This window comes from Sulfurimonas sp. HSL-1716, assembly GCF_039645975.1.
Classification (GTDB): Bacteria; Campylobacterota; Campylobacteria; order Campylobacterales; family Sulfurimonadaceae; genus Hydrocurvibacter; species Hydrocurvibacter sulfurireducens.
Genome location: NZ_CP147918.1, coordinates 1,926,855 through 1,940,130 on the forward strand (window position 1 = coordinate 1,926,855; position 13,276 = coordinate 1,940,130).

The 13,276-nt window shown below is 43.0% G+C and carries 14 protein-coding genes; 6 read left to right on the forward strand and 8 right to left on the reverse strand.

Annotated elements, in window-relative coordinates; genetic code table 11:
• Nucleotides 1-121: 121 nt before the first annotated feature.
• From argJ to rpmB, 3 genes are read right to left on the reverse strand one after another with little or no spacing between them, the layout of a single operon-like run.
• Complete coding sequence (gene argJ, locus WCY03_RS09785) at nucleotides 122-1,303, reverse strand: bifunctional glutamate N-acetyltransferase/amino-acid acetyltransferase ArgJ (protein WP_345992506.1); 1,182 nt, start codon at nucleotides 1,301-1,303, stop codon at nucleotides 122-124.
• Nucleotides 1,296-2,426, reverse strand: coding sequence for an NAD-binding protein (locus tag WCY03_RS09790; protein ID WP_345992508.1), 1,131 nt, complete (start codon nucleotides 2,424-2,426; stop codon nucleotides 1,296-1,298). Before WCY03_RS09790 ends, argJ begins: the two co-directional genes overlap by 8 nt.
• Nucleotides 2,427-2,442: 16 nt before the next feature.
• Nucleotides 2,443-2,631: a 50S ribosomal protein L28 gene (gene rpmB / locus WCY03_RS09795; RefSeq protein ID WP_345979523.1), complete on the reverse strand. Its 189-nt coding sequence runs from the start codon at nucleotides 2,629-2,631 to the stop codon at nucleotides 2,443-2,445.
• Nucleotides 2,632-2,795: 164 nt separating this feature from the next.
• On the opposite strand from rpmB, the gene WCY03_RS09800 reads away from it, so the two are divergent.
• From WCY03_RS09800 to WCY03_RS09820, 5 genes are all read left to right on the forward strand, one after another.
• Nucleotides 2,796-3,602, forward strand: coding sequence for an HDOD domain-containing protein (locus WCY03_RS09800; RefSeq protein WP_345992510.1), 807 nt, complete (start codon nucleotides 2,796-2,798; stop codon nucleotides 3,600-3,602).
• Complete coding sequence (locus tag WCY03_RS09805) at nucleotides 3,599-4,993, forward strand: chemotaxis protein CheX (RefSeq protein ID WP_345992512.1); 1,395 nt, start codon at nucleotides 3,599-3,601, stop codon at nucleotides 4,991-4,993. The genes WCY03_RS09800 and WCY03_RS09805 overlap by 4 nt, the downstream gene beginning before the upstream one ends.
• 79 nt (nucleotides 4,994-5,072) lie before the next feature.
• Complete coding sequence (gene rpe, locus WCY03_RS09810; protein ID WP_345992514.1) at nucleotides 5,073-5,714, forward strand: ribulose-phosphate 3-epimerase; 642 nt, start codon at nucleotides 5,073-5,075, stop codon at nucleotides 5,712-5,714.
• 81 nt (nucleotides 5,715-5,795) lie between these two features.
• A complete protein-coding gene (locus tag WCY03_RS09815; RefSeq protein WP_345992516.1) occupies nucleotides 5,796-6,380 on the forward strand; it encodes a phosphoribosylanthranilate isomerase in 585 nt (194 codons plus the stop codon).
• On the forward strand, nucleotides 6,370-7,167 hold the full coding sequence (locus WCY03_RS09820; protein ID WP_345992518.1) for a 3'-5' exonuclease: 798 nt from the start codon (nucleotides 6,370-6,372) through the stop codon (nucleotides 7,165-7,167). The genes WCY03_RS09815 and WCY03_RS09820 overlap by 11 nt, the downstream gene beginning before the upstream one ends.
• 3 nt (nucleotides 7,168-7,170) lie before the next feature.
• Here the strand turns inward: WCY03_RS09820 and accA are convergent, their stop codons facing one another.
• The 5 genes from accA to gpmI all read right to left on the reverse strand — a co-directional run bounded on the left by accA (nucleotide 7,171) and on the right by gpmI (nucleotide 12,113).
• Nucleotides 7,171-8,106: an acetyl-CoA carboxylase carboxyl transferase subunit alpha gene (gene accA / locus WCY03_RS09825; protein ID WP_345992520.1), complete on the reverse strand. Its 936-nt coding sequence runs from the start codon at nucleotides 8,104-8,106 to the stop codon at nucleotides 7,171-7,173.
• A gap of 9 nt (nucleotides 8,107-8,115) precedes the next feature.
• Complete coding sequence (locus tag WCY03_RS09830) at nucleotides 8,116-9,333, reverse strand: beta-ketoacyl-ACP synthase II (RefSeq protein WP_345992522.1); 1,218 nt, start codon at nucleotides 9,331-9,333, stop codon at nucleotides 8,116-8,118.
• Between the two features lie 124 nt (nucleotides 9,334-9,457).
• Complete coding sequence (gene acpP / locus WCY03_RS09835; protein WP_345979537.1) at nucleotides 9,458-9,685, reverse strand: acyl carrier protein; 228 nt, start codon at nucleotides 9,683-9,685, stop codon at nucleotides 9,458-9,460.
• Between the two features lie 158 nt (nucleotides 9,686-9,843).
• Nucleotides 9,844-10,590, reverse strand: coding sequence for a 3-oxoacyl-ACP reductase FabG (gene fabG / locus WCY03_RS09840; protein WP_345992524.1), 747 nt, complete (start codon nucleotides 10,588-10,590; stop codon nucleotides 9,844-9,846).
• Nucleotides 10,591-10,637: 47 nt separating this feature from the next.
• A complete protein-coding gene (gpmI, locus tag WCY03_RS09845) occupies nucleotides 10,638-12,113 on the reverse strand; it encodes a 2,3-bisphosphoglycerate-independent phosphoglycerate mutase (RefSeq protein ID WP_345992526.1) in 1,476 nt (491 codons plus the stop codon).
• Nucleotides 12,114-12,213: 100 nt separating this feature from the next.
• Between gpmI and mraY the strand changes: the two genes are divergently transcribed.
• The gene (mraY, locus tag WCY03_RS09850; protein ID WP_345992527.1) at nucleotides 12,214-13,275 is read left to right on the forward strand and encodes a phospho-N-acetylmuramoyl-pentapeptide-transferase; all 1,062 of its coding nucleotides are present in this window, start codon (nucleotides 12,214-12,216) and stop codon (nucleotides 13,273-13,275) included.
• The last annotated feature ends 1 nt before the right edge of the window (nucleotide 13,276 follow it).

Here is a 13,276-nt window from a genome sequence, read left to right on the forward strand (position 1 = left end):
CAAACGGTTGATTGGGGAATTTTGAGAAGAAATCGAGGATTGTTTGATTGTTTGTTGACAATTTTCAATCCTCCGGTAACATTTATTCTTGCCCTGTAACTTTTGTTCTTGTAAATGACAATTACGTCCTGTAATCCGCATTGATCTTGACATACTCATATCCAAGATCGCATCCGTAAGCCGTGAATTTTCCCTCTGCAATGCCAAGATCACAGCTGATGGTAAATGCAGGGAGCTTCATAACGGCTGCTGCTTCTACTTCCATATCTTTGTTGAAATAGATCTCGCCTTTGTCATAAACGCAAAGCTCGTCAAACGATATCGTAAGAGTCTCTTCTTTGCATGTCACACCGCTTGCTCCGATAGTAGAAGCGATGCGCCCCCAGTTCGGGTCTTCGCCGTAAAGTGCCGTTTTGACCAGAAGCGAATCGCTTAAAGCCTTTGCTGCTTTTTCTGCTTGGGCATCGTCTTTTGCACCCGTGACGTTATAGGTCACGAGCTTTGTTGCGCCTTCGCCGTCTCTTACCATCTCTTTTGCCAAAAACAGCATGATCTCATAGACCGCTTCTTTGAAGGCTTCTTTATGGTAAACACCGCTTTTTTTATTGGAAAAAAGCAGTACGGTATCGTTTGTGGAGGTGTCTCCGTCCACGCTTGCCGCATTAAAAGTCGTCTTGACGTTTGCATCAAGGATTGCCTGCATCTCCTGTTTGCTTACATCCGCATCGGTAGTGATAAAACAAAGCATCGTAGCCATTGCGGGATTTATCATCCCCGCACCCTTTGCCATCGCGCCGATGTGAAACTTCTCTCCGCTATGAAGCACTACTTCATACGCGATAGTCTTTGAAAAACTGTCCGTCGTCATGATCGCTTTGCTTGCATTGACGGGTTCTCTTTTAGTGATGTCAAACTGTGCCGTACCCGTGATGATCTTCTCTTTAGGGATTCTCACACCTATAACGCCTGTAGAACTCATAACAGGGTTCACCAGACCTTCGATATTTATCGAAGAAAGGATTTCATCGATATCGGCGATCCCTTTGCTTCCCGTCATCGCATTTGCGTTTTTTGAGTTTATCAAAAGAAAATTCGTCTGAAACTCGCCTTTGTTTTTAAAGTGGCGAATCGGCGCGGCCGTCATTTTGTTCGTAGTAAACACAGATGCGACATCGCAAAGCACATCGCTATAGACAAACGCCATATCCAAAGCGTTATTTGCCTTGAGACCGGCATGAACGCCGTCGGCAAAAAAGCCTTCTGCAGCACACACTCCACCCTCGATCCTGTTTAGTTTATACATATTTTAACTCCTCCGGTTTGTTACGTTTCATGACTATCCCTTTTGTCATGGCTATCCCTTTTTGCGTGCCGATAACAAGCAGATTGCATTCACTTGTTATAAGGACGTCACCCTTTGGCATCGTTACGAATTTTCCGTCTTTTTTAGTTATGCCCACTACCGAGACGTTGGCTATCTCTCTTAAATGCGATTCTCTTAATTTTTTCAACACCATCCAGCTGAATTTGGGCACATATATCTGCTCCAAGTCAAGAGGAGTGTCGTTTCTGTATAAAAACTCTTCGAGCAGGTTTTCCATATCGGGACGGGCAGCCATGGTACTCACGCGCTGCGCTGTGAGTTTTGTCGGAGACACAACGGTATCTGCACCCAGTTTTTTAAGTTTTTCGACATCGCTCATACTCTCGGCAGAACTGATGATATAGTACGGACGCGGAAGTAAATGCTCTTTTTCAAACAGCCTTATCGACGCAATAATCGCGATGTTATCGGCAATATTGTCCGATAACGTTATGATCCCTTTGGCAGACGAAAGATGCGCTTTGAGCATCGCCACTTCCGTATGCGGTTCGGCTTGCAGATAATAGGGATATTTGTATTTTTTTGCCAGCTCGTCCATATCTTCTCTGTGGTCTATCACGACAAAAGGTATATGGTTTTTACGCAGCTGTTTTGTGACTTCTATTGTGTAATCATTGTGAAAACACACGACAAAATGGTTTTTCAGGCGTGCAATCTTATATAACATACGGCGTTCCTTTAATACTCTGGAGATCACTCCCTTGTTGAGTTCTGAGACCAATGTACCTATCGCACTTGAGAATACGGCAAATCCCGCTATGATAAGTGTAATGGTAAATATACGGCCTGCAGGTGATATCGGAAATATCTCTCCATATCCGACGGTGGTGAATGTTATTCCTGTTTGATATATCGCATCCATCAAAGGAAAATCATCGATCAGCATATAGCCGAATGTTCCTATCAACATAATGAGTACGGTTAAAATCAGAGGTAAGCGGAATGGTTTGAGGTGCCCGTAAAACTCCGGAAGGAGCCTTACTTCGGGCTTTGGAGGTGTCTCCCAATGGATAAAGTTACGAATCCTAGTGAAAAGATTCAAGACATATCCCTACGTGTTACGAGTTTTTCTTAAGTGTGCGAAGCTCTTTTGCAGAAATTTTGATCTTTTTCGTTGTTCCATCTTCTAATGTAACACGAACTGTTCTCAAGTTTGGTAAAAAACGACGTTTAGTTCTGTTTTTCGCATGAGAAACATTGTTTCCGCTCATCGGGCCTTTACCACTAATAGCACATCTTCTTGCCATATCTAGGCTCCCTTGTACAAAAAATTTAAGTTGCGGATTATAGCAAATAAAAACAAAAGTACAACTTAAGCAACTATTTAAACTTTATTTTTACTCTTCTTTAATTATCGATTAAACTCTAAAGAGATAAAATCATCTATACTTAACTATTGACTGGAACAAAAATGGTTACAACCGAAGATATTCAAGAATATATCAAAAAGATACCGCCTACTCCTGAGATACTCAACAAGACCTTTTTATGCGTCAATTCGGGCGATCTGGTCAAGGCGGCAAAAATAGCCGAGCAGGATCTGGCACTGAAGGCTTACTTGAAAAATCTTGTCAACAAACCGATCTACGGTTTTCGAAATGAGATCAGCGACCTTTCCCAGATCTTTGGAATACTGGGCGTAAACGCAGCAAAGCAATCGCTTTATAACTACATGCTCTCTCTTTTAAGTCCTAAAACATGGGTTTTATTTAAAATGAACCAAACCCTTTTTTACGATTTTCAAGCCGATCTCAGCAGAAAATGGCATGATATTTTGGTATATTTGAAAATAGACGATAAAGATATAGAAAGTTCCATAACGCTTCTGCCTTCAAGCATCATAGTGTGTGAAGCGCTTTTTAAAACCAATATAGACAACGTAAAACTGCTAAAAAGTGCAAAAAATATGGATTACAACACCATTTTAAAAAGACTTACGAATCTGGACCTTTTCGACATATCCAGACATATTTCAAAAAGCTGGAATATGCCGGATAAAATAGGAGAAATCGTACAGGCAGCATCAGGGGTTAAACCCTCAAATAACCGAAGCATAAACACTTTGGGAAAATGGATGCACCTGCTTTTGTTTTATGAGCTGTCGCAGCCCAGATTCATAGAAGCGGGTCTAAACGATTTTATCGAGTTCAATGTCGAGTACGCAAGCGATATTTATGAGGAATTTATGCAGGTAGTGAATATGGATGTAAAACAATGAGAGCGGTAGTAAAAGACGGCATAGGAGTGTTTTATCCCCAAGGTTTTTTAGACGGGAACAATGCTCCCTCCTATTTGACGATAGAAGATATACGAGCAACCGAGGATCTAAAAATCGATATGCTTCTGGTTTCGCTAAAAAAAGTTATCTTTTTCAATCTCAACGGTATCGACGTTTTTGTAAAACTGCTTCATAGAATTCGTACCAAAAACCATATTTCCATCGGTATCTGCGATTATGACCAAAAAAAATATGAAGCGATCACGACATACTACAAGGACAATCTTTCATTTTCACTCTTTAAAACTCAAAAAACGGCCGAACTTTTTTCAAAATCCTATAAAAATCAGGACAAGACCGTTCTTTTATATAACAACGATCCTTCGCAACGTTCCGCTTTGGCAATAGAACTTTACGACAACGGGCACAACCCTGTAATAGCACAAACAAGAGAAGATTTTCTTGAAAAATCCGCAAATCCCGATGCCTACTATGACATAATCGAAGACTCTCATCTCGGACTTATAGGGCAAAAAGTCGCCACCCGCGTTACGGGAAATGCCATCATCTATACCGTATCGGGATTTTTAGACGCCGAGATAGGAAATTCGTTCAATATCTTATATCATAACAACTCGCTCAACGTAGGCTTCAGGCTTTTTATTTTTGACGCTTATAAAGTGCTCTCTTTAAACATCCATGCGGTGAATTTTCTTTCAAAGCTCTGTTCCTCCGCTGCGGAATACAATGCGACCATATGCTTTGTGGGTATGACTTTTGACAAGACTCCCGCCGTATTCAAAGAAGAGCTTGAAGATGCAGGCATGATGTTTTTTGACAATATGGATGATATCCTGCAAGACAAGGAGCTGCTCGAAGAGTTGGGCGGAAGCAGTTCCGGTTCAGGAAAGAACAAACGCTCACTTACAAAGATCGTCGTTCAGGAACTTCCCGATTTTATCGAAGCCACAGTCTCCACGATAGCTATGATGACAAATGCCAAAGCCGTCAAAAGGTCAGCCGATATACAGAAACTTTTTATCGACAACCTAAATACGAAAATGGCGAGTTCGATCGGATTTTACGGAGACATAGACGGGATGATAATCCTGATATTTCAAAAAAACGTCGCCAAAAAAAGCTGCGCTCTGCTCATAGGCGAAGAGACGGATGACGTAAACATGATATTAGACGCCCTCGCCGAATTTGTAAATATCATCGGCGGACGCGCAAAAACGCTGCTGTCTGAAAAACATATCAGCATAGACATCACGCTGCCAAGGACCTACTCTGACGTCTCAGGTTTATTGGAAGTGGTCGATGATAAAAAAGGCGTTCAGGTCGATATGAGCTTTAACGATGCCAATTTCACCTTTTTTCTGACAAGGTGATCGGCAGAAAGACTCTGTAAGCTAATAAAGCGAAGAGTTTTGGTAAAATTTCAAAAATATAAAAATATAAAGGCAGTTTATGCTTGTAGCTCCTAGTGTACTCTCGGCGGACTTCGGCAATCTGGCAGATGACGTAAAAGCGATCTGTGAAGCGGGATGTGATCTTGTTCATGTCGACGTTATGGACGGGCACTTTGTCCCCAATCTGACTATCGGCCCCGTTGTCGTGTCTGCGATCGCAAAAGCGGCGACAAAGCCTCTGGATATCCATCTAATGGTCCAAAATAACACGTTTTTCGTAGAACTTTTCGCTCCTTTGAAACCGGAGTATATCTCTTTTCACATCGAAGAGGAAAAACATCCTCACAGACTTATCCAAAAGATCAGATCTTTGGGCATAAAACCAGCGATCGTTTTAAATCCCCACACCCCTCCAGAAGCGATCGAATATATACTCGAAGATCTTGACATGGTCCTTGTCATGAGCGTAAATCCGGGATTTGGCGGACAGAGTTTTATACCAAACGTAGTCAAAAAGATAAAACGCTTAAAAGAGCTTAGAGATGCCATAAATCCCAACTGTCTCATAGAGATCGACGGCGGCGTCACGGACAAGAACATAGAGATGCTTCGCGATGCGGGAGTCGATGTGTGTGTGGCAGGAAGTTATGTATTTAAACATGACTCGTATAAAGAAGCGATAGATAGTCTAAAATGTTAAATTTCTCGCCGACGGGCGCAGCTTCAGTGCTAGGAATTTTTCAAAGAAGTAACTTCTTTGAAAAAGGAGAAAATAAATAGTATGAGAACGAAGATCTGCGGAATAACCTCTTTTGAAGATGCAATGGCGGCCATCGATGCAGGTACGGATGCTTTGGGATTCGTCTTTTACAAAGAGTCTTCCAGATATATATCCAAAGAGGATGCAAAAAAGATCATAAAAAAGCTTCCCCCATTTATAGAAAAAGTTGCCCTTTTCGTAAATGAAGATGCCCAAACGATAGATGAGATATGTTCATACACCGGAGCCACGCTGGCACAGATACATTTTGAAGCCGACCAAAGCTTTTACGCTTCGCTAAAGACTCCGCATCTTAAGGTTATACGGGCAAAAACAAAAGAGGATGTCCTAAAATATCAAGATGAATACAGACTTATCGACGCGTACTCAGAAAGTTACGGCGGAGCCGGCAAACGAATAAATACCGAGTGGTTTGACGATATCGACTGCTCAAAGATAATTCTTGCAGGCGGACTCGATCCTCAAAATGTAGCCGATCTGAAACAATACGGTTTTTACGGCGTCGACGTAAGCAGCGGCGTCGAAAAAAGCAAAGGCAAGAAAGATCATAAAAAAGTAGGAGAGTTTATAAAAAATGCTAGGTGATTTCGCACTCGACAGAAAAAGCCTCTCCAAGCTTTCAACCGCCGGCCTCTCGTATGAGAGCATAAAATCGCAAACCCGCTCGGAAGATGTAGATTTTACATTGGAACTCTGGCGGGCGCAGGGGTTAAATATCGTCAGAGACAAAGCTCTTTATTATTATGCTACGAAATTTATCGATATCAAAGATGCCGTATTTTGCATCGTCGATGTAGAGACGAACGGCTCCAAAACGGACAAACATCAGATCATTGAGATCGGTGCGGTAAAGATACTAAACGGAGAGATCATAGATACTTTTGAAAGTTTAGTCCATTGTACCGACATCAACAAACATATTACCGACATCACGGGAATAAGCGTAGAAGATACAAAAAATGCACCGCCGCTCAAACAGGTAATGCAGGAGTTCAAACTCTTTTTGGCCGACAGCATCTTTGTGGCGCATGACGTAAAGTTCGACTTTAAGTTCATCTCTTCCATGATGGAAAAGATCGGTTTGAGTCCTATATTAAACAGACATCTATGCAGCATAAATCTTGCGGAGAGGACTATCGAATCATACAGATACGGACTATCCTATCTCAATGCGCTTTTAGAGCTGCATAAAGAAGCGACACATCACAGAGCACTCTCAGATGCAATCACTACCGCGAAACTGTTCATAAAATCTTTGAGCCAGCTCGATAATAATGTAACAACGGTAGAAGATCTGATAAATTTTTCAAAGAATGAAAGAAGATTGAAGAGACCGAAATTCGATCCCCTTTTAAAAGATGAAGAGGAATAAAAACTATTCCGAAAACTCGCCTATTCCGACAAGCCTTTCGTAGCGTTGCTGCATTCTTTCCTCGTCATTCATAGCGCGCAGTTCTTGAAGCTGGTTCAAGAAATAATCACCCAGTGCTTTTGCCGCACCCTCCCTGTCGCGATGCGCACCGATAAGCGGCTCATCTATCACGTCGTCAATAAGGTTTAGCTCTTTAAGGTCTCCGCTTGTTATTCTAAGCGCTTTTGTCGCCGTTTCCACTTTGCTCGGATCGTTCCATAAAATAGCCGAACACCCTTCAGGAGAGATAACGCTAAAGACGGAGTAACGCATCATAGCAAGTCTGTCCGCCACACCGATTGCGAGTGCTCCGCCGCTTCCGCCTTCGCCTATGACCACGGAGATCGTCTGCGTATTGAGTTTGGAAAGTTCAAGCAGGTTTCTTGCGATCGCTTCGCTTTGGTTTCTCTCTTCTGCTCCTAAGCCAGGGTATGCGCCCGGAGTGTCTATGAGCATCAAGACGGGAATATGAAATTTCTCGGCCATCTGAGCGGCACGCAGGGCTTTGCGGTATCCTTCGGGATTTGGCATACCGAAGTTGCGTTTTAGCTTGTTTTTGGTTCCGCGTCCCTTTTGTTCACCGATGACCATCACTTTTTCTTCGCCGATGTAGCCAAGATAGCAGATGATCGCAGGGTCATCCCTAAAATGGCGGTCTCCATGGATCTCATACATATCATGCATCAAAATATTGATATAATCGAGTGCATAAGGGCGATCTTGATGACGAGCAAGTTGCAGTTTTTGAAACGGAGATAGATTTTTATACGTCTTGGATACTTCTTTATCCAGATCTTTTTTTAAAATCTGTACTGCTTGATCGTCGCGACGGACTTCTGCAGCGATTATCTCCTCTTGTATCTGTTTTATTTTTTGTTCAAAATCAAGATATGTTGCCAAGAAGGTTCCTTAGATTTTTTTGAAAATTACAACGCCGTTCGTACCGCCAAAACCAAAGGAGTTACTCATAACTACGTTTAGCTCAGCCTTGCGCGCTTGATTTGGAACATAGTCCAGATCACAGTTCTCATCCGGCGTTTCATAGTTGATCGTCGGAGGGATGATACCGTCACGCATAGCCATCAGACACGTTACGGCTTCGATACCTCCCGCAGCTCCCAGACAGTGTCCTATCTGACCTTTGATAGAACTCATCGGAGGACAGTTTTGCGCACCGCCAAGCAGCTCTTTGACCGCTGCCGTTTCATTCTTGTCATTGATAGGAGTCGATGTCCCATGTGCGTTTACATAATCGAGTTTAGGCTCTCCCGCCATCTTATACGCGGCTTTCATCGCGCGCAGAGGACCGTCCAGACTCGGAGTCGTGATATGGCTCGCATCACCGCTCTCGCCAAAACCAATGATCTCAGCATAGATATTTGCGCCGCGGGCAACTGCTGTTTCATACTCTTCAAGAACAAGTGCTCCCGCACCCTCGCCCATAACAAATCCGTCACGGCCTGAATCAAACGGACGGGAAGCATGTTTTGGATCTTCATTTCTTGTAGAAAGTGCTTTCATCGCGGCGAATCCACCGACACCTGCGCCTGTGATCGCTGATTCCGCGGCAACAACAAGCATTCTATCCGCACCGTTACACATAATGGTTTTTGCAGCTTCGCTGATAGCGTGAGTTCCTGCAGCACATGCCGTGACCGATGACAGGTTCGGACCTTTTAGATCATGAGCGATCGATACGAATCCGCCGAGCATGTTGACTAACGCAGAAGGAATAAAAAACGGAGATATACGGCGAGGACCTTTCGTCTCGATAATGATAGAGTTCTTTTCAATCGCAGGAAGTCCGCCGATACCGGAAGCTGCAGATATTCCAAAACGCTCATTATCGATCTCATCTGAAAACCTGGCATCTTCGATCGCCTCTTTTGCGGCTTTTAATCCTAAATGGATGAATCTGTCGGCTTTTTTAACCTCTTTGGCATCCATGACGGCAGAGGGATCGAAATCTTTGACCTCTCCCGCTATTTTTACAGCATAATCACTAGGATCGAATATAGTTATAGTATCTATTCCACATTCACCGGCGCACATAGCTTTAAACGAACTTTCTTTATCATGTCCTATTGAATTTATCATTCCTAACCCGGTTACTACAACTCTTCTCATAATTTCTTAGCTCCTATAAAATTGTATATCTCTGTAAATACTCTTAGAAATGCTTTTTTTAAAAATCACATCTAAAAATATCGCCTGGCTCTCAAATATTGAGGCAGGTGCCTCAATAACGTAATTATTTACTTTCTATATAATCAATTACATCTTTGACAGTCTGAATTTTTTCCGCTTCGTCATCAGGGATTTCGATATCGAACTTCTCTTCAAGCGCCATTACTAATTCAACGACATCAAGGCTGTCCGCACCTAGATCCTCGACAAATTTAGAATCTTCTTTTACTTCGTCTGGGTTAACGCTTAATTGTTCAACAACAACTTCTTTAATATCATCGATTAGTGCCATCATAGCTCCTATTTTTAAGTATAAAATCTTGGAATTGTAACATAATTTGCTTAAATTACGAAGTAAGTCATAAGAGGATACGGAGGTCCGAAGTTCAATTGATTCACGTCTTTAAATGCAAACGCAAAGAGCCAAAACCGGCAGATGAGCAGAGCTCATTATGCCATATTCATTCCGCCGTTTACTTTCAACGTTTCGCCGGTAATGTAGCTTGAATGATCCGAGAGCAGAAATGCCGTCGCTTCGGCAACTTCTTTGGCATTTCCAAAACGTCCCATAGGGATCTTGGACGTAAACGAATTTTTGATCTCATCGCTCAAAACATCGGTCATTTCCGTCGCAATGAAGCCAGGAGTAAGAGAGTTGTAACGGATACCGCTTGATGCGGCTTCGATGGCAAAGCTTTTTGTCATTGCGATCATACCGCCTTTGCTTGCCGCATAATTCGTCTGACCGCCGTTACCTGTTTCGCCTACGATAGAAGAGATATTTACAATCGAGCCGAATTTTTTCTTTCTCATCACCTTCATCGCTTCACGGCAGCCGATGAACGCGGATGTAAGGTTGGCGTTTATGACCGACATAAAATCTTCTACTTTCATGCGAAGTGCAAGTTTGTCATTCGTAATACCCGCATTGTTTACAAGATAAGCAAGCTCTCCGTCGCTATCTACGATAGTCTTGATCGCATCCACGAATGCGTCTTCATCGCTTACGTCAAATCCTATGACCGCTGCCGTACCGCCTGCTGCTTCTATCTCGGCTTTTACTGCATCGGCTTCCGCCGCTCCGCTACGATAGTTTATCCATACTTTTAGGCCGTAAGCCGCCAACACTTTTGCTATTTCCGCGCCTATACCGCGGCTTGAACCCGTTATTAAAACATTTTTTCCACTGAATTTCATAAAATTATTTTCTCCATTTCAATTAAATTAAAAAGCACATGAACGCGTTATATCAAACTGTGATCCATCTCTTTTGGTATTTGCAGATCCATCAGTTTTAAAACGGTCGCGGCGATGTTGTTCAATCCCCCCGTCTCGACTTTACTCACACCCTCTGCCATGACGAAACACCAGACCTTTCCGACCGTATGGTTCGTAAGCACATTGCCGCTGTCATCTTTCATCTCTTCACAGTTTCCATGATCGGAAGTAAGTACCAGCGCATAATCTTTTGCTTTTGCCTTTGCTACGATGCGCCCAAGCTGCGTATCGACGGTCTCTACAGCTTTGACGGCCGCATCAAAATCTCCTGTATGACCGACCATATCGCCGTTTGCAAAGTTAACGACTACAAAATCATAATCTTCATCCATCGCTTTTAGTACGGCATCGCAGACTTCAGGCGCGCTCATTTGGGGTTTCATATCATATGTTCTGACATTGGGACTCGGGATCAACACGCGTGTTTCATTAAGACATGGTTCATCTATACCGCCGTTAAAGAAGAACGTTACATGAGCGTATTTTTCCGTCTCTGCGGTATGCAGCTGGCGCAGCCCGTTAGCCGATATCACCTCTGCGAGCGTATTTTTCGGCGATTCTTTTTTAAACAGAACGGGATAGTCGAAACTCTTATCGTACTCGGTGATGGTAGCAACGTTCACGGGAATATATTTTCTTGTGAAACCTTCAAAATTTTCATCACCGATAGCCGTCACGATCTCTCTCATTCTGTCGCTTCTGAAGTTTACGGTTAACACGCCGTCACCCTCTTTAAACCCCTCGTATCCTTCAAATGCCGTCGGTTCTATAAATTCGTCGGTGATTTTTTTAGCATATGAACTTTCGATATAATCCTCCACGCTGTGATCGCTCTTTGGAGAAGCGTTTACAATTGCCTCGTAACCCGCCTGTACTCTTTCCCAGCGGTTATCACGGTCCATCGTATAAAAACGCCCGCCGATGGATGCTATCTTTACATTGTCTCCCAAGTGTGCCTGTACCTGATGCAGATAAAGGGTCGCCGAAGTCGGAGAAACATCCCGTCCGTCGGTTATAAGATGTAAAAACACCTCTTTGCCCTGAGTCGAAGCGATATCCGCTATACCCATAAAATGGTCTATATGAGAATGAACGCCGCCGTCGCTCATAAGCCCTATAAGATGCAGCCTTTTTGATTTTTTCAGCAAGGTTTTGAATTCCGCATTATCGCTAAAACTGTGTTCGTCAAGCGCCAAAGAGATCTTCACCAGGTCCTGATACAAGACCCGTCCGCTGCCTATGGTCATATGTCCTACTTCCGAGTTTCCCATCTGTCCATGCGGAAGTCCTACGCTTAATCCGAAAGTATCTATGAGAGAATGAGGCACATTTTTAAAAAGATCATCGTACGCCGGTTTTTTGGCATTATAAAATGCATTGTACTGTGTCTTAGACGAATATCCGATACCGTCCGTGATGACCAAAACTGCTTTTTTAGACAATTTTTTTCCTTTGTATCTGTTTGAAAATTTCCATTTTTAAACAAAAGATTAGTGCGATTATACTATAATCTCCATTTTAAATCGATTTAGGATACTGCTATTGCTTTATTGGCTTCACTTATATTTTGACATAAACATCCTCGGATATATAACGATACGGGCCGGGATCGCATTTTTTTTAGGGCTTACCCTTACTCTCTTTTTGATGCCGAAATTTATAAAATGGGCAAAGAGCAGTTCAAGCGTGCAACCGATAAACAACTGGGCACCCGAAGCGCATCAGCTCAAATCAAAGACTCCTACGATGGGAGGAATCGTTTTTATCATAGCCACCATTATCGCCTCTTTTTTAACGGTGAAATTAAATAATATCTACGTTATCGGCGCTCTAACTACCATCATAACTTTTTCACTTATAGGTCTTCAAGACGATATGGCAAAAATAAAAAACAGACTCAATACTGCGGGACTCTCGGCAAAAGCAAAACTGTTCGCTCAGATTCTAAGCGCCGGAGGCGTTGCGGCATTTTTATACATTTTTGCCGAGTTCGATACGGACCTCTATCTTCCTTTTATGAAAACCCCTATATTCGACATGGGAATATTCGCTATGCTTTTTTGGATCGTCGTGATCGTTTCTACGTCAAATGCCGTTAACCTCACGGACGGTCTTGACGGACTGGCCACGGTTCCTTCCATAGCCGCACTTTCATCGCTCAGCCTCATAGTGTATGCAACCGGGAACAGTATCTTCAGTGAATACCTCCTTATCCCCCATTTCAACGTAGGTGAAGTCGTTATAATCGCTTCGGCACTTATAGGCTCCCTTGCCGGATTTTTATGGTACAACTGTCATCCCGCCGAAATATTCATGGGGGACAGCGGTTCGCTTACTCTTGGAGCATTTATAGCCTATATGGCGATAATCAGCAAGGTCGAGATCCTTCTTGTGCTTATAGGGTTGATCTTTGTTATCGAAACACTTTCCGTGATCCTTCAGGTCGGAAGTTTCAAGCTGCGCAAAAAACGTATCTTTTTAATGGCTCCAATCCACCACCATTTCGAAATGAAAAAGTGGTCGGAAAACAAGATAATCGTCAGATTCTGGATCATCGCCATCATCTCGAATCTGATCGCGATCATTACCCTGAAGATACGCTGAT